Raw genomic sequence first — 20,556 nt, 5'->3', positions numbered from 1 at the left:
GACCGGCCGGGCATCCCAGCCGTGCTTTCTGTCTCTTGTCTGGCATGCAGGCTACCAGCGGGATCCTCGGCGACCCCTCAGGTATGCAGGCACTTCGCCGCATCTTCGATGTCGCGGCGAAGCTGAGCCTTCAGCTCTTCGATGCCGTCGAAGCGTCGCTCGGCTCGCAGCCGGCGGACGAAGCGAACCTTGGCCGTCTCGTCGTAGAGATCGCCGCGAAAGCCGATCAGGTGCGCCTCGATCAGCGAACGCTCGGCGAAGTCGTAGAACGTCGGCCGGCGGCCGATGTTGACCGCCGCTGGGTACTGGGCGCCGTCGGGGCGCACGTACCATGCCGCGTACACACCATCAGCGGGTATCTGCAGGTCGGGAGTGGTGGGCAGGTTGGCAGTGGGCACCCCGATCTGGCGGCCGCGGCGATCACCGAGCGTGACGACACCGCGCACCTCGAACGGCCGCCCAAGCAGCCGGTGTGCTCGCTCCACGTCGCCAGCGGCGAGCGCCTCGCGGATCGACGTGGACGAGATGACGTCACCATCGCCGGTCATCTGCTTGACCAACGGGAGGCCGACCACCTCGTACCCGTGCTCCGCGCCGACCTGGCGCAACGTCTCGATGTTGCCTCGGCGTCCCTTGCCGAAATGGAAGTCGGCGCCGACCACGATGGCCCGCGCAGACAGGCAGTTGACGAGTATCTCGTGCGCGAACTGCTCGGCGGGCACAGCCGCCTGCCGTTCGTCGAACGTGACCACCAACGTGAAGTCGACGCCGGTCTCGGCCAGCAGCTCCAGCTTGTGGTCGAGGTCGCACAGCAGCAGTGGGGCGGATTCCGGCCGCACAACGGTGGCCGGGTGACGGTCGAAGGTCACGACCGCAGTCGAGCAGCCCCGCTCGGCCGCCAAGCGATGCATCTCAGAGATCACGGTTCGGTGCCCCCGGTGGACGCCGTCGTATTCGCCCACGGTCACGACGCTGCCGTGCTCGAGCACCGGGCACCAATCCAAGTCGCGAATGACCTCCATGCGAGCAACGCTACTCAGGCCGCACCTCAGTGAGCAGGCGTGCTTGCTATATCGGCAGGACCATCGCCCGCAGGCGCCCGTCGACGAGCTCGTGCACCGCGACGAGCCGACCCTCGGGATCGAACAGCGCCCAGGGACCAGAACCCGTATAGCGAAGATCGGCCAAGTGAGTGCCGTGACGAGCTACGGCGGCCTCATCGCCGGACAGGCGGATCTGCAGCAGATCGCGTACCAGCTCAGCGGGCGGCCAGAGCTCCGCCTGATCGGGAGGCCCGGCATCGGTCAGCGAGAATGAGCCGCTGCGCGTCCGCCGCAGCGATCGGATGTGAGCTCCGCCGCCCAGGGCGCTTCCCAAGTCAGCCCCCAGAGTTCTCACGTAGGTGCCGGCGGAACAGTCGACCGACGCCCGGTACACCAGCGGATCTCCGGTGGCCTCAACCTCGAACCGGTAGACCTCGACCTCACGCGGCACACGGTCCGCAGCGTCTCCCGACCGGGCGATCTCGTGCAAGCGGCGGCCCCCGACGCGAACCGCGGACACCATCGGCGGCAGCTGCAAGATGGTGCCGACGAAGCTTCTTGCAAGATCGGCGACATCTGCCGGACGCAGGGACATGGACCAGGTCGCAACCGTCTCGCCGGCAGCATCGAGCGTGCTGGTCTCGACCCCGAACACGATCTCGCACTCATAGCTCTTGCGGCCCGCGGTCGCGAAGCGCAGCAGGCGCGTCGCATTGCCGATCCCGACCACCAAGACGCCTGTTGCAGAGGGATCGAGCGTGCCCGCGTGGCCGATGCGCCGCTCGCCGAAGCGGCGCCGCAGCATGGTGACGACGTCGTGAGACGTGGGACCGGCCGGCTTGTCGACAATGACCGTGCCGTGGACGGTCGCGGGACGGCGTCGCGCCATCAGCGCTCGCCGGGTTCGTCCCGCTCAGCGGCGTTGTCAGCGAGCTCACTCTCATGGTGCTCGCCGGACAAGCCGGCCAGCAGATCCTCGATTCGCTCGGCAGCGACCGCCCCCTGATCGCGACGGAAGCGAAGCGTGGGCGTGCGTCTCAGGCTGGTCCCCGCCCCCAGGGCTCGCTGGAGACGGTGATGGTGCTCATCGAATGCTGCGGCCGCGCTGCCTGCGGCGTCGTCGTCGCGCACGTCGTAGTACACGACGGCAACGCTCAGCTCGCGATCGACCTCCACGCCGGTGATCACCGTGCCCTCGAACGCCTCGTCGAGCCGCTCCATCTCCGAGGCAACGACGCTGCGCACGAGTTGGGCGACCCGATCAGTCCGCTCGTACCTGTGCGCAGTCGGCATGGCGCGCCGCCGGCGGTTGGGGCGACGTGCCATGGTGCGGGAGCTCCGTCAGGCGACGCGGGCGATCTCGCGTTCGGTGTACGTCTCGATCACATCGCCTTCTTTCAAGTCGGAGAAGTCAGAGAGACCGATACCGCACTCCATGCCCGCAGACACCTCGGCAACATCGTCTTGGAAGTGCCGCAGCGAGGAGATCGAACCCTTCCAGATGATCGTGCCGTCACGCAGGAACCTGACCTTGGCGCCGCTGCGCACATTGCCGTGCTCGACGACGCAGCCGGCCACGGGTCCGACGCCCGAGATGCGAAAGACCTGCCGCACTTGCGCCTCGCCCACGACGATTTCCTCGAACTCCGGCTCGAGCAGGCCGACCATGGCGTTCTGCACATCGGAGATGAGGTCGTAGATGATCTCGTAGAGCCGGACTTCGACATCCTCGGTCTCGGCTGCCTGCCGCGCATTGCGGTCGGGACGCACGTTGAAGCCGATGATCGTGGCTTCCGATGCTGCGGCGAGCTGCACATCGTTCTCGTTGATGCCGCCGACACCACGGCTGACGAAAGAGAGCTTGACGTCCTCGCGCTCGAGCTTGCGCAGGCTGTCGGTGACCGCCTCGAGCGAGCCGTGCACATCGGCCTTGAGCACCAGGTTGAGAGTGGCCGTCTCGCCGGCCTGCACCTGCTTGAAGATGTCTTCCAGCCGTGCTCCGCCGCCGCTTCCGCCGGCGGAGCCCGCCAGGCTGGCCTGGCGCTGCCAGTGCTCGCGGGTCTCGGCCACCTTGCCTGCGGTCTTCTCGTCGGGAGCCACGACGAACAGGTCGCCCGAACGCGCCACCTCGCCGAGGCCGAGCACCTCCACGGGCATGGACGGGCCCGCCTCGTTGAGCGGAGCGCCGCGATCATCGGTCATGGCGCGCACGCGGCCCCACGCCGCGCCCGCGACCATCGGCTCGCCGATGCGCAGGGTGCCGCGCTCGACCAGCACTGTCGCCACCGGCCCGCGGCCGCGGTCGAGATGGGCTTCCAGCACGATGCCGACTGCACGCCCGGACGCAGGCGCGCTGAGCTCCTCGAGCTCGGCGACGAGCAAAATCTGGTCCAGCAATTCGTCGATGCCATCGCCGGTCATGGCCGACATGGGAACAGTGATCACGTCGCCGCCGTAGGACTCGGGCACCAAGCCCCGTTCGGCCAACTGGGCTCGCACCCGGTCGGCATCGGCACCGGGCCGGTCCATCTTGTTGATGGCGACGATGATCGGCACCTCCGCGGCGCGTGCGTGGTCAATGGCTTCGGCCGTCTGGGGCATGACACCGTCATCGGCCGCGACGACCAGCACGACGACGTCGGTGGCCTGCGCTCCCCTGGCTCGCATCGCCGTGAAGGCCTCGTGACCGGGCGTGTCGATGAATGTGATCCGCTGACCGCTCCGGGTGGTCTGGTACGCGCCGATGTGCTGGGTGATGCCACCTGCCTCGCCCTCGACGACATTCGAGGAACGGATGCGGTCCAGCAGCAGCGTCTTGCCATGGTCGACATGGCCCATCACCGTGACCACCGGTGGCCGGATCTGAGCGCCATCGTCGGCGAGATCGACCTCCAGCGCCCGCAGCAGCTCCTCTTCCTGCTCCGCTCCGGGCTCGGTGATGCGTACTTCAGCGCCCAGCTCCGCGGCGAAGAGCTCGATCATGTCGTCACTGAGCGACTGCGTGGCCGTCACCATTTCACCCTGCTGCAGCAGGAAGCGCACGATGTCGGCCGCCGATCGATTCAGCCGGGCAGCGACATCTTGGGCTGTCGAACCCCGCTCGATGACGATCTCGCCCTCCGGGACGGGCGCGTCGACCGGCGTGTAGGCGGTGAGCTGCTGGGGCTGCAGTTCTTCGCGCTGGCGGCGCCGGCGCCGGCGCGGTCTGCCTCGCGGACCGCCTCGTGGTGCTCCTCGCGGCCCTCCCGGACGAGCGCCGCCGGGCGGACCGCCTGGACGGCCGCCGGGGGGCGGCGGAGCCCCGGCGTGAGCGCGCCCGCCAGCGGGCCCGCCTCCGTGCGGTCGATCGCCGCCTCCCGGGGAGCGTCGGAAGCCGCCGGGAGGGCCCGAGCGGTACGGCCCGCCGCTGCGAGCAGACGTGCGGGGAGGACCCGGCGGCGGCGGAATCGGCTTGCCGGAACCCGAACGGGGCGCCGCCGGCGGGGGCGGGATCGGACGACCGTCGGCCGACTTCGGCGGCATGGGCAAGCGAGGAGGCGGCAGCGCAGATCCGGGCCCGTCTTCCGGCGCCGGCCGCGAGGGCGCGGGCGCTTCGGGGGCGCGTTCCGCCGGCCGTCCCGACGGCGGCAGAATCGGCCGTGCCGACTCTTGACCGCTCGAGGTGACGAGCCGCCGCGGCGGTGGCACCGGCGGCGGGGCACCCGCCGACGGCGGCGTGCTCGGCGGCGGTGCGGTGCCGGGCGGCGGCAGGTCGGGCGGCTTCGGCGGAGCCGACTCCGCAGCAGCAGGCCGAGGCGCCGGCTGGGGCAGTGGGTCGTGGTCTGGCGCGACTGGCGGAGCCTGAGGAACAACCTCCGAGGCGGGAGCAGGCTGCACCGGCGGTTCTGGTTCGGCCGGCGCCTTGCGATCCGGGCGGTCCGGACGAGTCGCCGGTCGGGGTTGCCGGGCCTCCGCGGAGTCGTCGCCCTTCGTCGCACGCTCGGCTGGCGCCGCGGACTTCGCGGGAGCCTTGCGGGCCTTGCGGGCCTCAGGCGGAGGCTCGTCACGAATCAGCCCCTCCCGCGCAGCCTTGCGCCGCACGCGGTCAGCCTGAGCGTCCTCCATGCTGGACGAGTGCGTCTTCACACCGATGCCCAGCGACTCGCATACGTCGAGCACCTCGGTGAGCGTCATGCCCAGCTCTTTGGAGAGCTCGTGAACGCGGACTTTCTTCGGCAAGCGGTCGGTCTTTCTGTCGGGAGCTGACGGGGCGCCCGGCGGGGCCCAAGGATGGAAACGGGGACGCGACGAGCAGGGCCATCGGCCTCACAGCGTCGTCGAGTCCGATGGAAGGGTACTGGTGTCGGTGTGAGCCTCTGCAGGAGCGTCGGTGGCGGCACTCTCGGCGGCGGCTGTGTTCTCGGCGGCTGTCCCGGCGACAGCCGTCTCGTCGGCATCTTGGTTTTCGGTGACGGCTTCGGACCACTGGCCGGCAGTGATCGCCTCGCTGCCGTCGGCGGGAACCCAGGTCTGCTCGCCGGTGTCCGGGTTGGTGACCCACTCCCCCTCGGCCCACTCCTCTCCGGAGTAGCCGGCCTCCTCCTCGGCGATCTGCGTCTCGCTCTTGATGTCGATGCGCCAACCGGTGAGACGGGCCGCCAGGCGCGCGTTCTGGCCCTCGCGGCCGATCGCCAGCGACAGTTGGTGGTCAGGCACGACCACTTCGGCAACGCCTTCGTCGGCATGGAAGCGGACCTCGCGAACTCGGGCCGGGGACAGTGCCTTGGCCACAAAGTCGTGGAGATCGTCGGAGAAGGGGACGATGTCGATCTTCTCGCCCCGAAGCTCGTTCACTACTTGGCGCACGCGGCTGCCGCGGGCACCCACGCATGCTCCGACCGGGTCGATGTTGGGGTCATTCGACCAGACGGCGATCTTCGTGCGGTGGCCGGGCTCGCGCGCACATGCCTTCAGCTCGACGACACCGTCGGAGATCTCCGGGACCTCCAGCTTGAACAGCTCGCGGATCAGTCCCGGATGCGTACGCGACACGACGATCTGCGGACCCTTGGCGGTCTTGCGCACCTCCACGATGTAGGCCTTGAGGCGGCTGTTGGGCTCGGGCCGCTCGTAGGGAACCTGCTCGGATTGAGGCAGCAGGGCCTCGACGCGCCCCAAGTCGAGCAACGTGTAGCGCGCATCATTCTGCTGGATGATGCCGGTGACGATGTCGCCCTCGCGTCCGGCGTACTCGTCGTACTTCATGTCGCGTTCGACTTCGCGGATGCGCTGGTTCAGAACCTGTCGGACCGTCTGGGCCACGATCCTGCCCAGGTCGTGCGGGGTGTCATCCCATTCCCGCAGCACATTGCCCAGCTCATCGACTTCCTGGGCATAGACCGTGATGTTGAACGACTCGTCGATGATGACGTAGGCCTGCTCGGCGGCACCCTCGCGGCGCTTGTATGCCGATTCGAGGCCGTTCGCGACTGCCTCGAGCAGTACCTCGGTCGTCATGCCCTTCTCGGCGGCGAGTGCTTGGAGCGCCTCCATGATCTCGGGGCTGTTCATCGTCCCTGCCTTCCTGAAGGGCTCCGCGGCGTGCGCCGAGACGGTGAACCCCATTCGAATGTCGTGCGGGCCTTGGCAATCTCACCGAACGACACCGACAGCGTCTGGCCGACCTGCGGCTGGTCGGAGAGGTCAGCCGCACCACTGCCGGATATCTCAGCGATGCGAATCGACACGGCAGCTCCGTCGGCCGCCAGAATCTCGCCGACGATGCGCCGGCGCAGCGGTCCACTCGTGCGGATCACTGCTCGCTCGCCGACTGCACCGGCAAAATGCTCCGGACGGCGCAGGCTGCGCTCGAGGCCGGGGCTGGACACCTCGAGCACGTACCGTCCTTGGATCATGTCGGCGGCATCGAGTGCTGCGGACAGCCGGCGGCTCAGGCGGCTGAGAGCGTCGACGCCGATGGCGGCCTGACTGCTGCCCGAGACCAGAACGACGAGTGTGCCGCCTCGCCAGTGAACGTCGTACAGGGCGCATCCAGTCTCAGCAGCGATCGGTTCGGCGAGCGTGCTGACCTGTGAGGGGTCGACCGCAGACGGGGCGCGCAAGCTGTCACACCCGGCCTCGGGTGCGTCGACATCACTGCGACCGCCATGAGATCCCGCGTTCTTGGGGGCGCGCGAGGCCGAAGCAGTGTCAGTCATCGCAACCTCCCTGTCCGCGTCGCCCCAGCCGCCCTCGGGGCTGTTCCTGCGGTACCCGTTCTTGCGGCCGAGCCACAAGAACACCGACGCAGAGCCCAGGTCCGACCGAAACTGTCCTGTGGACACGACGCTACCAAGGCACTCTGAGAACGCGCGTGCTGAGTGCGCCCGCTGCTGAGGCGGCTAGCGCGCTCAGCGGCGCCGGATGAGCGCGACACGCTCGGCGGCCTGATTGACGTCGTCGCCCTGCTCGCTCACGAGCGCGGCTCGGTCGGCTTCGGCAGCCTCCGCCGCGCCAGCCTCCGCCCTGCGCAGCGCGGCCTCCGCCCCGTCGGCCGCCACGATCTCGGCCCAGCTCACCAGTGCCGTGACCATCTCGTCCTCGGGCACCACGGACACGACCTGCCCCTTGACAAACAGATGGCCACGGGAGCGGCCTGCGGCGATTCCCAAGTCGGCACTGCGAGCCTCGCCCGGCCCGTTCACCACGCAGCCCATCACGGCCACCTGCACCGGCAGGTCGAGATCACGAAAAGCCGCCTGCGCCTGTTGAGCCACCGAGATCACGTCGACTTCGGCGCGGCCGCACGACGGGCACGCGATGAGGTCGGTGCCGGAACGCTCTCGCAGGCCCAATGCCTGGAGCAGCTGCTGGCCCGCTGTGGCCTCCTGAACGGGGTCGGCGGTCAGGCTGTAGCGAATGGTGTCGCCGATGCCCTCGTTCAGCAGGGTGGCGATGCCGGCAGTCGCCTTCACCAGTCCGGCAGGCGGGGGGCCGGCCTCGGTGACGCCGAGGTGCAGCGGGAAATCGACCTCGTCGGCGAGCATCCGGTACGACTCCACCATCAGCGTCACATCGCTGGCCTTGACCGAGATCTTGACATCATCGAATCCCACCTCCTCGAAGTAGCCGAGCTCGCGCTTGGCCGACTCGACCAAAGCGACGGGCGTCATGCCGTAGCGCGATTCGATGTCGGGGTCGAGGGAGCCGCCGTTGACGCCGATGCGAATCGGCACAGCTCGATCGCGCGCCTCGGTCGCGACCGCACGGATCTGCTCAGGCTTGCGAATGTTGCCCGGATTCAGCCGCAGGCAGGCAACTCCGGCGTCGAGCGACGCCAGCGCCAGCCGGTACTGGAAGTGGACATCCGCCACCAACGGCACCGGCGAACGGGGAACGATCTGCGCAAGCGCCTCGACGGCCGCGATGTCGTTCGCCGTGCAGCGCACGATGTCGGCTCCGGCGCCGGCCAGCGCGTAGATCTGGGCAAGGGTGCCGTCGACGTCCGATGTCTTGGTGGTGGTCATCGACTGCACCGATATAGGTGCCCCGCCCCCGACCGCGACCGCGCCGACATGCACCTGGCGGGTCTGCCGACGGATGTAGGTGCTGGACGTGCTCATGCGGCTCAGCCCTCTACAGATCGATCGGATTGGCGATGTCGAGGTAGAGCAAGCCGATCGCCAGCAGGGCGAGCGCTGTCACCACCACCGCTACGACGGGCGCCAGCGCCCGAGGATCGCTGAAGTACCGCTCGCGCCCACCGCGCTCGCGCCAGCGCTCATAGGTCGCAATCGCCACGTGGCCGCCGTCGAACGGCGGCACCGGCACCATGTTGAACACGCCGAGAAAGACGTTGACCATCGCAAACATCAGTGCCCGCTCGGACCACCCCCATGAGGTGTCCGAAGCCAGATCCACGATGCCGAAAACCCCCAACGGCCGCATGCCCAGGTTGTCGTTCGCCGAGGGATCACCGGGCGGCGACACAATCCGGTCGATCACGTCGCCGAAGTTCGCGAACAGCGACCAGATGCCGAGCACCGAATCGCCGATGGCACGGCCGAGGTCGGCGAACGCGCGCACGGTCGCTGTCGGCAAGCCAGCAGTCTCGTAGGTGACCGCCTGGGCGGCACGCACGCCAAGCAAGCCTCGTCCCGTCTCGGGATCTGCAGCCAGCGTGGTCGCCACGACGAGCAGCGTGCCGTCGCGGTCGATCTCGAGCAGCACCGGTTCGCCTGGCAGAGCCTGCACCTGCGACACGAAGGCATTCCAGTCCTCGGTGTCGGCGCCGTTGACGCCCACAATGCGATCGCCTGGGCTGATGCCGGCGCTCGCTGCGGGCAGCACCACGCCGTCGCGCTGGCTCATCACCTCGGCAACCTGCCAGCGATGCTCATCCAAGGACGGCGCGCCGAGCGCTGCATGCAACACCACGTAGGCGATCAGCGCCATCACCAAGTGCATAAGAGATCCGGCGCATACGACCAGCAGCCGGCGCGGGTAGCTCTTGACGCGGTAGGCCCGATGCTCATCGCCCGGCTCGACCGCGTCACCGCTCGACATGCCGATCACACGCACGTAGGCCCCCAGCGGCAGGGCGCGCAGGCCGTAGGTGGTTTCGCCCCGGCGGAAGCTCCACAGCCTCGGACCGAAGCCCAGGAAGAAGTCGGTGACCTTCATCCCGACAGCGCGTGCGGCCGCGAAGTGGCCGAACTCGTGCATGAACAGCACGCCGGCGAGCACCGCCGCTGCGCCGACGGCGAACGGGTAGTTCCAAGCAAGAAGCGCCAACGCCGCGAGCGCGGCGATCCCGCTGGAGGTGCGCACAGCCGAGCTCGGCGTCGGTGCTTGCGGCTCGTCCGCGTGGCCCTTCATGCGCGGATGCCCATCACGGCAGCGGCGGCGTGTCGACGTCCCTCGCGATCCGCCGCGATAACGGCGTCCACGCTGTCCGCAGCGGCTCCATCGTGATGCTGCATCGCGACGGAGATCACGCGCTCGATCTCGTGCCAGCGCAGCCTGCCGTCCAGGAACGCGCCGACAGCATGCTCATTGGCCCCATTGAGCCACGCGGGAGCGGTGCCTCCTGCCCGGCCCGCGTCGTACGCCAAGCGCAGGCAACCGAAGGTCTCGGTGTCCGGCACTTCGAATTCGAGCCGACCGACCATCGACCAGTCGACGGCGCCGAATGGCGTCCCGATGCGCCCTGGATAGGCCAAGGCGTAGCCGATCGGCAGGCGCATGTCGGGCAGCGAGAGCTGCGCGATCGTGCTGCCGTCGGCGAACGTCACCATCGAGTGGACAACCGACTGCGGCTGGATGACCACCTCGATGCGGTCGTAGTCCACTGCGAACAATTCGTGGGCCTCGATGACCTCGAGGCCCTTGTTCATGAGCGTCGAGGAGTCGACGGTGATCTTGGGACCCATGGACCACGTGGGGTGCGCCAAGGCGTCGCTGACGGTTACCTCGCGCAGCTCGGCGGCGCTGCGGCCGCGGAACGGTCCCCCGCTGCCGGTGAGAATCAACCGCTCCGGCGGTGCCGACTGGCCGGCGAGGCATTGGTGCAGGGCGCTGTGCTCGCTGTCGACCGGAATGAGCTCGGCACCGGGCACCGCCCGCAAGGGCTGCACCAGCGGCCCCGCGGCGATGAGGCTTTCCTTGTTCGCCAGAGCAAGGCGGCGCCCGGCCCGAAGTGCGGCCAGAGTGACGCCCAAGCCTGCGAATCCGACAACGCCGTTCACCACAACGTCGGCTGTGGCCGCGAGATCGGCGAATGCGTCGGGACCTGCCAGCACCTCGACACTGGGCGGCAGCGCAGCGCGCAGCTCCCGCACCAGCCCCACGTTGCCCACCGCAACTGCCGCCGGCGCGAACTCGGCGGCTTGGGTGGCGAGTTCGCTCACCGAGCTGTTCGCAGCGAGTGCGACGGCGCGGAAGCGGTCCGGTTCGGCGCGGATCACCTCCAGCGTCTGGGTGCCGATGGAACCCGTCGAGCCGAGTACCGCGACGGTCGTCGCGCCCATGGGTCTATCCCAGGACGTACGTGCCGGCGAAGTACGCCACTGGCAAGGAGAAGAGCAGCGCATCGAAGCGGTCGAAGACTCCGCCGTGGCCAGGCAACAGACTGCCCATGTCCTTGATGGCGACGTCGCGCTTGACCATTGACTGGGTCAAGTCCCCGAGCGGCGCCGCGAGCGCCACGGCAAGGCTCAGCCACAGGGCGTCGAGGAGGCTTCCGGTCCACGGGAACACGCCCGGGAAGCGATTCAGCACGAGCGTGGTGATCACCACCGACAGCACGATGCCCCCGATGAGGCCCTCGTGAGTCTTGTTGGGGCTGATCCGCGCCGCGAGTCGGCTTTGGCCCGTCGTGCGGCCGACTATGTAGCCGCCGACGTCGTAGACGACTGTGCCGATCACGGCACCGATCAGCATCGAATCGCCGTTCGGTTCACGCAGCATCAGCGCAGCGAATGATCCCAAGCCGCCGACCCACAGCAAGCCGAGGGCCGTGATGGCCATGTTCGCGGTGGGATGGTCGCGTTCAACACCGAACAGGAACCAGCAGAAGATGGTCACCGCGGCGACGGCCAGGACGATCGGATACGCCTCGACGCCACGCAAGTGCACCGCGACGGTCAAACCCGCTACACCTGCGAGGCCCGCCAGCGTCGCCGGGCGGTAGCCGAGCGGCCGGGCGGCCCGGTAGAACTCGGCCGCGGCCAGCACCAGCACTATCGCTATGAGCGCAACGGTGGCCGCTTCGCCCAGTCGCAGCGCGCCGAAGAACAAGGCGGCCAACACGGCACCCACGGCAATGGCGACCGGCAGATTGCGGCCGCTGCGGCCGCTGTCCGTAGGGGCATTGTGCAAGACAGTCCGGGCTTCGTCGCTCACGACTCCACGCTCCTCATAGTCCTGGTTCCCCTCGCGCCAGTGCGATGCTGACGCATCGAGTCGAGCCCATTGAGCGAAGCGATCAGTCTCGGATGCCGCTGCGCCGGCCTCCGAAGGTACTTCGGCGGCGGTGGCGGCCGCGGCGACCGGCGCTGGATTGTCATCAGACCCCGCCACCGCCTCGGCAGCGGGCGCTGCCGGAATCTCAGCCTGCGTTGACGGGGCATCGGCGGGTGGCGCCACAGGCATCTCAGCCGGCGTTGCGGCGGCACCAGCAGGCGGGACAGACGGCGGCGGCGCATCGCCCGGCGCATCGAACAGCGGCTCGTAACCGGCCGCGGCTGGTTCTTCGGGTGGCGCCGGCGTCTCGCCGGCCAGACGCGGATCGTCGGGCAGCTGAGGGAACAGGCGCGAACCGCCGCGACGCTCTGGTTCCGCTGCCGCCGCATCCGGCTCCGCGGGCGTCTCGGCAGGCACATCCGACGCAGCTGCCTCATCGGACTCGAAGTTCACCAGCGGCCGGGTCGAGCCCAGAGGATCGTCAGTGCTCGCCGGATCGCTGGGATCGGAACCGGAGTGCGCCGGCGGATGCGCGCTGCTATCGGACATCTACCTTCACACCTGCTCGGTCACACCTCGAGGAGTTCTTGCTCCTTGGCATCCAACGCCCGGTCAATGTCCCCGACGAACTTGGCGGTGTCGGCGTCGAGCTCCTGTTCGAAGCCACGCTTCTGGTCGGCGGAGATCTCCTTCTCCTTTTCGAGCGTATCGAGATCGTGACGAGCACTGCGACGCAGGTTGCGCACTGCAACGCGCCCGTCCTCGGCCATCTGCTTCACGACGCGCACGAGATCCTTGCGGCGATCCTCGGTCAACGGGGGGAACAGCAGTCGCAGGACATTGCCATCGCTGGATGGATTGATGCCAAGGTCAGACTCCATGACCGCCTTGGAGATGGCGTCAAGCGCGGCCCGGTCGAATGGTTGGATGACCAGCATGCGGGCCTCAGGCACCGAGAATCCCGCTAGCTGCTGCAAGGGGACGGCTGCGCCGTAGTAGTCGACTTGGAGCTTCTCGACCAGTGCCGGTGTTGCACGGCCCGTCCGGACTGTGGCGAAGTTGCCACGGGCATGTTCGACTGCGCCGCGCATCCGCTCGCGAGCGTCCGCACAGATCTCAGCGGCGAATTCGCTCACCCGACCAGCGTAGCGACGACCTGTCGAGAGTCGCCGTCACCTGTCCGTGCTGCGTGGTGGAGCGGCTGCGGATGCTCAGCGCACCAGCGTGCCGAGCGCTTCGCCTTCGACGACGCGGCGGAAATTGCCCCGCGTCATGAGATCGAAGACCACGATGGGAGTGGCATTGTCCTTGCACACAGCGATGGCCGCCGAGTCCATCACCGCCAGCTCCCGGGACAGCACCTCGAGAAACGTGACTTCGCTGAGCAGCTGGGCATTGGGGTCTGTCTGGGGGTCAGACGTATAGACGCCGTCGACACCGGAATGAGTGCCCTTCAGCACGACGTCGGCGTCAACTTCCGCCGCCCGCAACGCGGCCGCCGTGTCGGTGGTGAAGAACGGGTTGCCGGTGCCCGCCGCGAATATCACCACGCGTCCCTTTTCCAGGTGGCGCACGGCGCGGCGGCGGATATAGGGCTCGGCGATCTGTGCCATGCCAATGGCGGTCATCACCCGGGTGGGCACGTCCCTGCGTTCGAGCGCGTCTTGCAGCGCTAGCGCGTTGATGACGGTGGCGAGCATGCCCATGTGGTCAGACTGCGCGCGGTCCATGCCGCCGATCGAGCCCGCCATGCCGCGCCAGATGTTGCCGCCCCCGACGACAACGGCGATATCGACCTTCAACGAGGTCCACACGTCGGCGATCTCCGAAGCCAGCGCATCCACGACTGCGGCGCTGACGTTGTGCCCTCCGGCATCGGCCAACGCCTCGCCGGACAGCTTCAGCACCACCCGCCTCCACTTCGGCGGACCGCCAGGGCGACGGATCTTGCGTGGCTCCGGTGTCACGTCCGCAGCCACAGCGATGCTCAGCGGCCGATCTCGACTTGGGCGAAGCGGGTCACGTTCGCCGATCCGACGAGATCGGCGATGGTCCGCTTCTCGTCCTTCACGAACTTCTGCTCCATGAGCGTGTGCTCGCGCAGGTAGCCCGTCAGGCGGCCCTCCACGATCTTCGGCAGCGCATTCTCCGGCTTGCCCTCGTTCCGGCTGATGGCCTCGAAGGTTGCCCGCTCCCGATCCAGCACCTCCGTGGGCACATCCGAACGCCGGATGTAGGTGGGACGACTGCTCGCTATGTGCAGCGCCACGTCATGAGCCAGCTCAGGCGTGGCTCCTTCGAGTTCCACGAGCACAGCATTGACGCCGCGGCCGTTCTGCTGGTGGACGTAGGCATCGATGCAGGAACCGACGGGGGCTTCGAATCGCTCAACCGTGCCGATGGCGATGTTCTCCTTGAGCGTGATCTTCAGATCCTCGAGGTCCGCGGCCGAATCGGCAACGGCAGCCGGGCCGGTCGCAATCACATCGGTGAGCAACCGGTCCGCCATCGATCCGAATCCATCGGACTTGGCGACGAAATCGGTCTCGCAGCGCAGCTCCACGATCGCTCCGACCGATTGGTTGCCGTTGCGCACCACGCGGGCCACAACGACGCCGTCGCTGTTGTCACGATCTGCTCGTGCGGCGGACTTGGCGATGCCGTTCTCACGCAGCCACTGCGCCGCCGCGTCGGCATCCCCGTCGCACCTTGTCAGCGCGTTCTTGGCATCCATCATCCCTGCGCCGGTGGCGCGTCGCAGGGCCTGAACGTCCTTTGCGGTGAATGCTGCCATGTCAGGCGGCTCCTTGTGAGGCAGATGGGGGGGTCTCTGTCTCAGCGTCGTCAGCCTCGCTGACCGACTCGGCGTGTGCGGATGGCCCATCGGCGTCGTCGGAAGCGGTGTCACTGCCGGCATCCGCCGATGCAGCGGGGGCTTCTGCCGGCCGCATGTCCGGAACGGCGGCTGCCGCCGCGGCCTTCGCCGCTTGGTCGGCGGCAATCCGGGCCTCGCGGGCCGCAGCCTCGGCCATGGCGGCTCGTTGCGCCTCGGCTTGTTGGGCTGCGATGCGGGCTTCTTCCTCGGGCGAGCGCTCTCCTGCCGGGGCCACCGCCACGCCGCTGCGCTCGGCCATGTACCGGCCCTCCAATGCGGCATCGGCAATGACCCGGCACAGCAGCTCAGTCGAGCGGATGGCATCGTCGTTGCCGGGGATGACATAGGTGATCGGGTCGGGATCGGAGTTCGAGTCGGCGACGGCAACGACCGGCAGCTTCAGCCGAACCGCCTCTGCCACGGCGATGTGCTCCTTCGGCGTGTCGAGGACGAACACGGCGTCGGGCAGCTTGTCCATGTTCCGGATGCCGTTCAGGTTGCGCTGCAGCTTGGTGAGCTCGCGGGTGTGCAGCAGAGCCTCCTTCTTCGGCATGTTGTCGAAGTCGCCTGCGGCCTGCATGCGCTCGTACTCCAGCATCTTGGTGACCCGGCCGCGGATCGTGCGGAAGTTGGTCAGCATCCCGCCCAGCCAGCGCTGATTCACGTACGGCATACCGCAGGCGGCGGCATGGCGCTGGATCGGGTACTGCGCCTGGCGCTTGGTCCCGACGAACAGAATCGTGCCGCCACGCGCCACGGTGTCGCGCACATAGGCGTAGGCGTCTTCGAGCAGCTGGAGCGTCTGCCGGAGGTCGATGATGTAGATGCCGTTGCGCTCGCCCCACAGGAATCGCTCCATCTTGGGATTCCAGCGACGGGTCTGGTGGCCGAAATGGACGCCGGCGGCGAGCAGGTCGGACATGGTCACGACAGCGGACATGAGTGCTCCTCCCCACGGTTCGAAACTCTGCACCGGGGACGACACCGCTTGGACAGCGGCGACCGTGGGGTCGCCCCGGCTGGTCAGATCGTTTGACGGCGGCCCTGCAGCCCCCTAGAGCACTGCAATGCCAGCGCCGGAGTGTAACCAGCGCAGTTGAAGCCGGTACACCGGCAGCGATGCGGGCACAAGCTGCGGGCGGCTGAGCGCAGGCCGTCTGCCCGACCGGCCGCCCTGACCGAAGATCCGGGCCGGGTCGAGGTACGTCTCGCCCCGGCGCACGCCGACGTGCAGCCGATCGCCCGTGGTGCCGAGCTGCTGTCGGGGCGCGACCCGCTCGCCTCGACGGACGCTGATGGACTCGACCCCGGAGTACGACACTCTCAGACCGTCGGGGTGGCTCACGGTGACGTGCAACCGCCCTCCTGCTTGTCCCGCAAAGCTCACGACCCCGCGTGCGGCCGCCCAGAAGGCAGAGCCCGGCTGGGTCGCTAGCTCCACGCCGCGATTGCCGGGTCCCCAGGGGTGGGCCGGCAGCCGGAACGGATCGATGACGGTTCCCTGCACAGGCCAGATGTAGGCGACGGGCGGCCCCATCTGCGCCAGCCCGGCCTGCGCCCACGCCGGGCCGACTCCGCCGGCCAGCACCGCCACGCTCACCATGGCGGCGGCGACTGTCAGGCGCGCGGGTGTGCCGACTCGTACACCTCTCTGAGACGTTCCCTGCTGACCCGTGTGTAGATCTGTGTCGTTGCGAGTCGTTGGTGGCCGAGCAATTCCTGGACCACGCGCAGGTCGGCGCCGCCGTCCAGCAAGTGCGTCGCGTAGGTGTGCCGCAGGGCATGCGGATGGGTCGGCGCAGCGGCGTGACGATCCAGGATCCGCTGCACGTCCCGCGCACCGATTCGCTTGCCGCGCAGGTTGACCAGCAGCGCCGCAGGGTCGCGGTCGGCTTCGCTGCGCAGTCGCTGCGCATCGAACTCGTCGCTCCCGCCTCCTCGCCATGCGCCAAGCAATGCCGCAGCCGGCTCGCTGAGCGGAACCCGGCGATGCTTGGCACCCTTCCCGATCACCTCGATGTGAGCATTGCCGGGCCGGAAGGCGCCGCGATCGAGCTGGCAGAGCTCGGCGACCCGCAAGCCGCTGCCGTAGAGCATTTCGAGCACAAGCCGATCGCGCAGCTCTGTCGGATCGTCGGGCACTGTGCCGTCGCCGAGCATGTCGGAAACTTCTGCCGCCCCGAGCACTCGCGGCAGGCGTCCCGACCCAGCCGGCGCGGCGAGGCCGAGCGCCGGGTCGGCATCGACGGCCCCTTCCGCGGTCAGCCAGCCGAAGTAACGCCTCAACGCGGATGCTTTGCGAGCTACGGAGCGCCGCGACAGCCCGCGCACGGACAGGAACGCGATGTATCGCCGCAGCCAGCGCCGATCGATGCGGCCAGGGGCGTCGAGCCCGGCCCGGGCGGCCCACTCGGCGAACTGACACAGATCGGAGCGGTAGGCGCGCTTGGTGGCGTCCGATGCCGCCGTCAGCGACAGAACGAATTCGGGAACTCGCCACACGGGCGGCGGCGCAGCCACCACAAGCGCAGTCACCAGAACCACAGTACCGAGCAGTCTGCACCCGTTCGCAAGCATCGCCGCAACGGCGCCGGGCCCTCACCGAGCCTTCTCCCACCATCCGCCCGTCTCGACTACCCAGCCCGACAGCTGCATCCGGCCCAGCGTCGATGCCAATTCTCCCAGCGACGCGCCGGTGCCCATCACCAGTTGGTCGACTGATCGGGGTTCTCCGGTGAGCTCGTCCAGTATCCGGCGGCTGAGCGGATCATCCGGCAGCTCTCGCGCGGCGGGCACGCCGACGTCGCCACGGGCTTCGCCGAGCGCCACCAGCACATCGTCCACCCCGCACACCGGTGCGCACCCTTCGGCGAGCAGCCGGTTCGTTCCGGTCGAGCTTGCGCTGGTAATCGGGCCCGGTACCGCCATGACCTGCCGGCCCCGCTCCGCGGCGGCGTCGACGGTGTACATCGATCCGCCGGACGGCCCCGACTCCACCACCACCAGCACCTCGCACAGTGCCGCCAGGATGCGATTGCGAGCCGGGAAGTGCCATTGCACTGCTTGTGTTCCCAGCGGGTACTCGCTGAGCAAGGTGCCGCGCTCCGCCACCTCAGCCCACAGCGTCCGGTTCGCGGCGGGATAGACGCGATCCAACCCGCTGCCCACCACGCCGATGACCGGGCCGTCCCGATCGAGCGCAGCGCGCTGGGCGATGCCGTCGATTCCGGTGGCCAATCCCGACACCACGGCGATGCCTTCAGCAGCGAGACCCGACCCCAGCATTCTCGCCACCGTGCGGCCGTATGCACTGCACCGCCGCGTGCCCACGATGCCGACACGCCGCAGCGCGGCGTCGATCGGCGTCCCCTGCCCGAACAGCACTGCCGGCGGCTCGGGATCGGACTCCCACAGGCCTGCTGCGCCCGCCTGCCACGGCAACTGCAGCCAGACGCCAGCGCGTTCGTGCGCGTCCAATCGATCGGCGCCCACCTGCCAGCCGCCCGCTTCGGCACGTCTGAGCGCTGCACCGAGCCGCTGCCGCCATGAGGCGATCAGCGCGGTGTCCACGCCGCGGCAGGCACCCAGTGCCGCGAGCGTGGCCGGGCGGCCCGCGCGCAGGTCCTCCACCGCTGTCTGCGCGCTGCGACCGGCCAGCAGCACGCGCAGGCGAGCCGGACCTGCGGCAGGCAGGGAGACGAGCTCGAGCAGCGCGCCCAGCTCGGCCCGATGGCCCGCGTCTGCCAGAGCGCTGCTCATCCGGTGCTCATCCGATGCTCGGCGGAGACGGGTGCGTGCAGGGAACCGACAGTCGCTCGAAGCGTGAGCGCTTCATGCAGGCGCTCAGCGTTGACCACCGGTTCATCGCCGTCGAGATCGCACATCGTCAAGGCGACACACCTGACGCGGTGCAGTCCGCGACCGCTGAGAAGGCCTTCCCTCAAGCGTGTTCGCAGCTCGCGCCGCGCGCTCGTCGTGATCGGCGCGTGCCGCTCCAGCTGGACAGGCGTCAACTCGGCATTGGTCGCCACGCCGCGAGTCGCGGCCCGGGTGCGGGCAGCGGCCACGCGCGCAGCGACGGGCTCGGTGGATTCGCCGCGAATGCCGTCGAGCAGTTGATCGGGTTCGGGGCGCTGGACCTGGACCCGCAAGTCAAATCGGTCGAGCAACGGACCCGACAGTCGGCGCAGATATCGCTGACGGGCGTAGTCGGAACACCGGCACGAGCCGGGCCGGCCTGCGTGGCCGCACGGGCACGGGTTCATGGCAGCCACCAGGAGGAAACGGGCAGGAAAGGTGCAAGCGCCCGACGCCCTGCTCACCCGCACGACTCCCTCCTCAAGCGGCTGACGCATGGCGTCGAGCACGCTGGGCGCGAACTCGCCCAGTTCGTCGAGGAACAGCACGCCGCGATGTGCGAGCGATATCTCTCCAGGGCGAATCGCCGTCGTGCCTCCGCCGATCAGCGCGGTGACGGTGGCGGTGTGGTGTGGGCTGCGAAACGCAGGACGGGTCGCCAGGCCCGTGGGCAGCGGCAGGCCGGCGGCCGACTGCACCCGTGTCGCCTCCATCGCGGACTGCCCGTCGAGCTCGGGCAGCAGGCCCACCAACCGCCGGGCCAGCATGGTCTTGCCCGCTCCGGGCGGTCCCAGCATGAGCAGGTGATGACCGCCCGCCGCCGCAACCTCGACGGCCCGGCGGGCGAGCGGCTGTCCTACCACATCACCGAGATCCGGCAGCGGTGCCGCCGGCGGCTGGGGCGGAATCGGCGGCGTCTCGGGCCACGGTGCGCGGCCGGCGAGCACCGACGCAAGCTCGGCCAGCGTTCGGACCGCATGGACAGCTCGCGGGCCTGCGGCCAGAGCGACGTGGCAGGCCTCGGACGCGACGACGACGGCATGGTCCCGGAGCGCGTCCGTGAGCGGCAGGATGCCGGCTGCGGCCCTGACGGCGCCATCGAGTCCGAGTTCGCCCAAGAACGCCTTCCCGAGCAGCGACTCAGCCGGCACCTGGTCAGTGGCGGCGAGCACTGCCACCGCCATGGCCACGTCCAGTACCGCGCCGCCTTTGCGCAGACCCGACGGTGCCAAGTTGACGGTGACGCGGCTGTCGGGCCAGTGCAGCCCCGACGAGAGCACCGCAGCCCGAACCCGGTCCCGCGCCTCCCGACAGGCTGCGTCGGGCAGCCCGACAATGGTGAATGACGGCAGGCCGTTGGAGGTGTGCACCTCGACGGTGACGACGTGACCGTCGACACCGACCAGCGTCGCGGTCGTTGCAGTAGCCAGCATGGGCCTCCTCTCGCAGTTGCCACCGGACGGGCGCGCACGGCGCGCGATCCGGTGATGGCGCGGAAGCCCGCTCGGGGCGACGATCAGATCGATCTGCGGCGCGGTGCCGAATCGGCGATGCTGCCGGTGCCCGCTGCCCCGCTGACCGTGGCGTGGACCGTAGACCGCGGCGGTGCGACGGGCGCAACGAATTACCGCCGATCTGCGCCGCGGAGGTGATGCGGGGCGATACTTCACCCATGGGCTACGACCCCTACCGCAAGCACAGCACCACGCGGCTCGACTACGTGCTGCTGGCCACTGCGGCGTTCGTTGCCATCGGCCTGGTCCTCTGGGCCCTGCTGGGCTGAGGCCGACGGTGCGCAAGCTCGAACCCGAACCGGGCTTCGACGTGCGTCGGGTTCAA

The 20,556-nt window shown here is 68.9% G+C and carries 19 protein-coding genes and 1 pseudogene; 1 reads left to right on the top strand and 19 read right to left on the bottom strand.

Annotation, left to right across the window (positions count from 1 at the left end; all coding sequences use genetic code 11):
• Positions 1-77: 77 nt before the first annotated feature.
• The 4 genes from ACOGXE_RS13085 to infB are packed head-to-tail and all read right to left on the bottom strand — an operon-like array spanning position 78 to position 4,565.
• Complete coding sequence (locus ACOGXE_RS13085) at positions 78-1,022, bottom strand: bifunctional riboflavin kinase/FAD synthetase (RefSeq protein ID WP_419931349.1); 945 nt, start codon at positions 1,020-1,022, stop codon at positions 78-80.
• A 46-nt stretch (positions 1,023-1,068) separates the two neighbouring features.
• Positions 1,069-1,932 (bottom strand): tRNA pseudouridine(55) synthase TruB, encoded by an 864-nt coding sequence (truB, locus tag ACOGXE_RS13080; protein WP_419931348.1) that lies wholly within the window; start codon positions 1,930-1,932, stop codon positions 1,069-1,071.
• Positions 1,932-2,369 carry a ribosome-binding factor A gene (locus ACOGXE_RS13075; RefSeq protein WP_419931347.1) on the bottom strand — a complete coding sequence of 146 codons (438 nt, stop codon included), beginning with the start codon at positions 2,367-2,369 and terminating at the stop codon, positions 1,932-1,934. Before ACOGXE_RS13075 ends, truB begins: the two co-directional genes overlap by 1 nt.
• 15 nt (positions 2,370-2,384) lie before the next feature.
• Positions 2,385-4,565 carry a translation initiation factor IF-2 gene (gene infB / locus ACOGXE_RS13070; RefSeq protein ID WP_419933523.1) on the bottom strand — a complete coding sequence of 727 codons (2,181 nt, stop codon included), beginning with the start codon at positions 4,563-4,565 and terminating at the stop codon, positions 2,385-2,387.
• 139 nt (positions 4,566-4,704) lie between these two features.
• Between infB and ACOGXE_RS13065 the strand changes: the two genes are divergently transcribed.
• Positions 4,705-4,887, top strand: a complete 183-nt coding sequence (locus tag ACOGXE_RS13065; protein ID WP_419933547.1) for a hypothetical protein — start codon at positions 4,705-4,707, stop codon at positions 4,885-4,887.
• A 236-nt stretch (positions 4,888-5,123) separates the two neighbouring features.
• Here ACOGXE_RS13065 and ACOGXE_RS13060 read toward each other — a convergent pair.
• The 15 genes and pseudogenes from ACOGXE_RS13060 to ACOGXE_RS12990 all read right to left on the bottom strand — a co-directional run.
• Positions 5,124-5,261, bottom strand: a pseudogene (locus tag ACOGXE_RS13060) (translation initiation factor IF-2 N-terminal domain-containing protein); the annotation flags it as partial.
• 87 nt (positions 5,262-5,348) lie between these two features.
• Positions 5,349-6,593: a transcription termination factor NusA gene (gene nusA, locus ACOGXE_RS13055; RefSeq protein WP_419931346.1), complete on the bottom strand. Its 1,245-nt coding sequence runs from the start codon at positions 6,591-6,593 to the stop codon at positions 5,349-5,351.
• Entirely contained in the window at positions 6,590-7,240 is a 651-nt protein-coding gene (gene rimP / locus ACOGXE_RS13050; RefSeq protein WP_419931345.1) for a ribosome maturation factor RimP, read from the bottom strand. Before rimP ends, nusA begins: the two co-directional genes overlap by 4 nt.
• A 192-nt stretch (positions 7,241-7,432) precedes the next feature.
• Positions 7,433-8,644, bottom strand: coding sequence for a flavodoxin-dependent (E)-4-hydroxy-3-methylbut-2-enyl-diphosphate synthase (gene ispG / locus ACOGXE_RS13045; RefSeq protein ID WP_419931344.1), 1,212 nt, complete (start codon positions 8,642-8,644; stop codon positions 7,433-7,435).
• 13 nt (positions 8,645-8,657) lie between these two features.
• Positions 8,658-9,899 (bottom strand): M50 family metallopeptidase, encoded by a 1,242-nt coding sequence (locus ACOGXE_RS13040; protein ID WP_419931343.1) that lies wholly within the window; start codon positions 9,897-9,899, stop codon positions 8,658-8,660.
• Positions 9,896-11,050, bottom strand: coding sequence for a 1-deoxy-D-xylulose-5-phosphate reductoisomerase (dxr, locus tag ACOGXE_RS13035; protein ID WP_419931342.1), 1,155 nt, complete (start codon positions 11,048-11,050; stop codon positions 9,896-9,898). The genes ACOGXE_RS13040 and dxr overlap by 4 nt, the downstream gene beginning before the upstream one ends.
• A 4-nt stretch (positions 11,051-11,054) precedes the next feature.
• Positions 11,055-12,533, bottom strand: a complete 1,479-nt coding sequence (locus ACOGXE_RS13030) for a phosphatidate cytidylyltransferase (protein WP_419931341.1) — start codon at positions 12,531-12,533, stop codon at positions 11,055-11,057.
• A gap of 20 nt (positions 12,534-12,553) precedes the next feature.
• Positions 12,554-13,075, bottom strand: a complete 522-nt coding sequence (gene frr / locus ACOGXE_RS13025; protein WP_419933522.1) for a ribosome recycling factor — start codon at positions 13,073-13,075, stop codon at positions 12,554-12,556.
• A 120-nt stretch (positions 13,076-13,195) separates the two neighbouring features.
• Positions 13,196-13,951: a UMP kinase gene (gene pyrH / locus ACOGXE_RS13020; protein WP_419931340.1), complete on the bottom strand. Its 756-nt coding sequence runs from the start codon at positions 13,949-13,951 to the stop codon at positions 13,196-13,198.
• A 20-nt stretch (positions 13,952-13,971) separates the two neighbouring features.
• Positions 13,972-14,778, bottom strand: a complete 807-nt coding sequence (gene tsf / locus ACOGXE_RS13015) for a translation elongation factor Ts (RefSeq protein ID WP_419931339.1) — start codon at positions 14,776-14,778, stop codon at positions 13,972-13,974.
• Position 14,779: 1 nt separating this feature from the next.
• Positions 14,780-15,799, bottom strand: a complete 1,020-nt coding sequence (gene rpsB / locus ACOGXE_RS13010; RefSeq protein ID WP_419931338.1) for a 30S ribosomal protein S2 — start codon at positions 15,797-15,799, stop codon at positions 14,780-14,782.
• A gap of 114 nt (positions 15,800-15,913) precedes the next feature.
• Positions 15,914-16,462 carry a murein hydrolase activator EnvC family protein gene (locus tag ACOGXE_RS13005; protein WP_419931337.1) on the bottom strand — a complete coding sequence of 183 codons (549 nt, stop codon included), beginning with the start codon at positions 16,460-16,462 and terminating at the stop codon, positions 15,914-15,916.
• A 14-nt stretch (positions 16,463-16,476) separates the two neighbouring features.
• Complete coding sequence (locus ACOGXE_RS13000; RefSeq protein WP_419931336.1) at positions 16,477-17,394, bottom strand: tyrosine-type recombinase/integrase; 918 nt, start codon at positions 17,392-17,394, stop codon at positions 16,477-16,479.
• Between the two features lie 63 nt (positions 17,395-17,457).
• Positions 17,458-18,618 carry a DNA-processing protein DprA gene (gene dprA, locus ACOGXE_RS12995; RefSeq protein ID WP_419931335.1) on the bottom strand — a complete coding sequence of 387 codons (1,161 nt, stop codon included), beginning with the start codon at positions 18,616-18,618 and terminating at the stop codon, positions 17,458-17,460.
• Positions 18,615-20,150 carry a YifB family Mg chelatase-like AAA ATPase gene (locus ACOGXE_RS12990; protein ID WP_419931333.1) on the bottom strand — a complete coding sequence of 512 codons (1,536 nt, stop codon included), beginning with the start codon at positions 20,148-20,150 and terminating at the stop codon, positions 18,615-18,617. Before ACOGXE_RS12990 ends, dprA begins: the two co-directional genes overlap by 4 nt.
• Positions 20,151-20,556: the final 406 nt, after the last annotated feature.

Origin of the sequence: Candidatus Poriferisodalis sp., assembly GCF_965208555.1 — a bacterium.
Classification (GTDB): domain Bacteria; phylum Actinomycetota; class Acidimicrobiia; order Acidimicrobiales; family Poriferisodalaceae; genus Poriferisodalis.
This window is presented reverse-complemented; position numbering and strand designations above follow the sequence as displayed.

Bases quoted from the DNA above. Each gene is read 5' to 3' on its own strand.
- ACOGXE_RS13030 (WP_419931341.1), bottom strand. From the start codon at position 12,533: ATGTCCGATAGCAGCGCGCATCCGCCGGCGCACTCCGGTTCCGATCCC.
- tsf (WP_419931339.1), bottom strand. From the start codon at position 14,778: ATGGCAGCATTCACCGCAAAGGACGTTCAGGCCCTGCGACGCGCCACC.
- ispG (WP_419931344.1), bottom strand. From the start codon at position 8,644: ATGAGCACGTCCAGCACCTACATCCGTCGGCAGACCCGCCAGGTGCAT.
- frr (WP_419933522.1), bottom strand. From the start codon at position 13,075: ATGCGCGGCGCAGTCGAACATGCCCGTGGCAACTTCGCCACAGTCCGG.
- rimP (WP_419931345.1), bottom strand. From the start codon at position 7,240: ATGACTGACACTGCTTCGGCCTCGCGCGCCCCCAAGAACGCGGGATCT.
- truB (WP_419931348.1), bottom strand. From the start codon at position 1,932: ATGGCGCGACGCCGTCCCGCGACCGTCCACGGCACGGTCATTGTCGAC.
- ACOGXE_RS13005 (WP_419931337.1), bottom strand. From the start codon at position 16,462: ATGGTGAGCGTGGCGGTGCTGGCCGGCGGAGTCGGCCCGGCGTGGGCG.
- nusA (WP_419931346.1), bottom strand. From the start codon at position 6,593: ATGAACAGCCCCGAGATCATGGAGGCGCTCCAAGCACTCGCCGCCGAG.
- dprA (WP_419931335.1), bottom strand. From the start codon at position 18,618: ATGAGCAGCGCTCTGGCAGACGCGGGCCATCGGGCCGAGCTGGGCGCG.
- infB (WP_419933523.1), bottom strand. From the start codon at position 4,565: ATGCCGCCGAAGTCGGCCGACGGTCGTCCGATCCCGCCCCCGCCGGCG.
- dxr (WP_419931342.1), bottom strand. From the start codon at position 11,050: ATGGGCGCGACGACCGTCGCGGTACTCGGCTCGACGGGTTCCATCGGC.
- ACOGXE_RS13075 (WP_419931347.1), bottom strand. From the start codon at position 2,369: ATGGCACGTCGCCCCAACCGCCGGCGGCGCGCCATGCCGACTGCGCAC.
- rpsB (WP_419931338.1), bottom strand. From the start codon at position 15,799: ATGTCCGCTGTCGTGACCATGTCCGACCTGCTCGCCGCCGGCGTCCAT.
- ACOGXE_RS12990 (WP_419931333.1), bottom strand. From the start codon at position 20,150: ATGCTGGCTACTGCAACGACCGCGACGCTGGTCGGTGTCGACGGTCAC.
- ACOGXE_RS13040 (WP_419931343.1), bottom strand. From the start codon at position 9,899: ATGAAGGGCCACGCGGACGAGCCGCAAGCACCGACGCCGAGCTCGGCT.
- ACOGXE_RS13085 (WP_419931349.1), bottom strand. From the start codon at position 1,022: ATGGAGGTCATTCGCGACTTGGATTGGTGCCCGGTGCTCGAGCACGGC.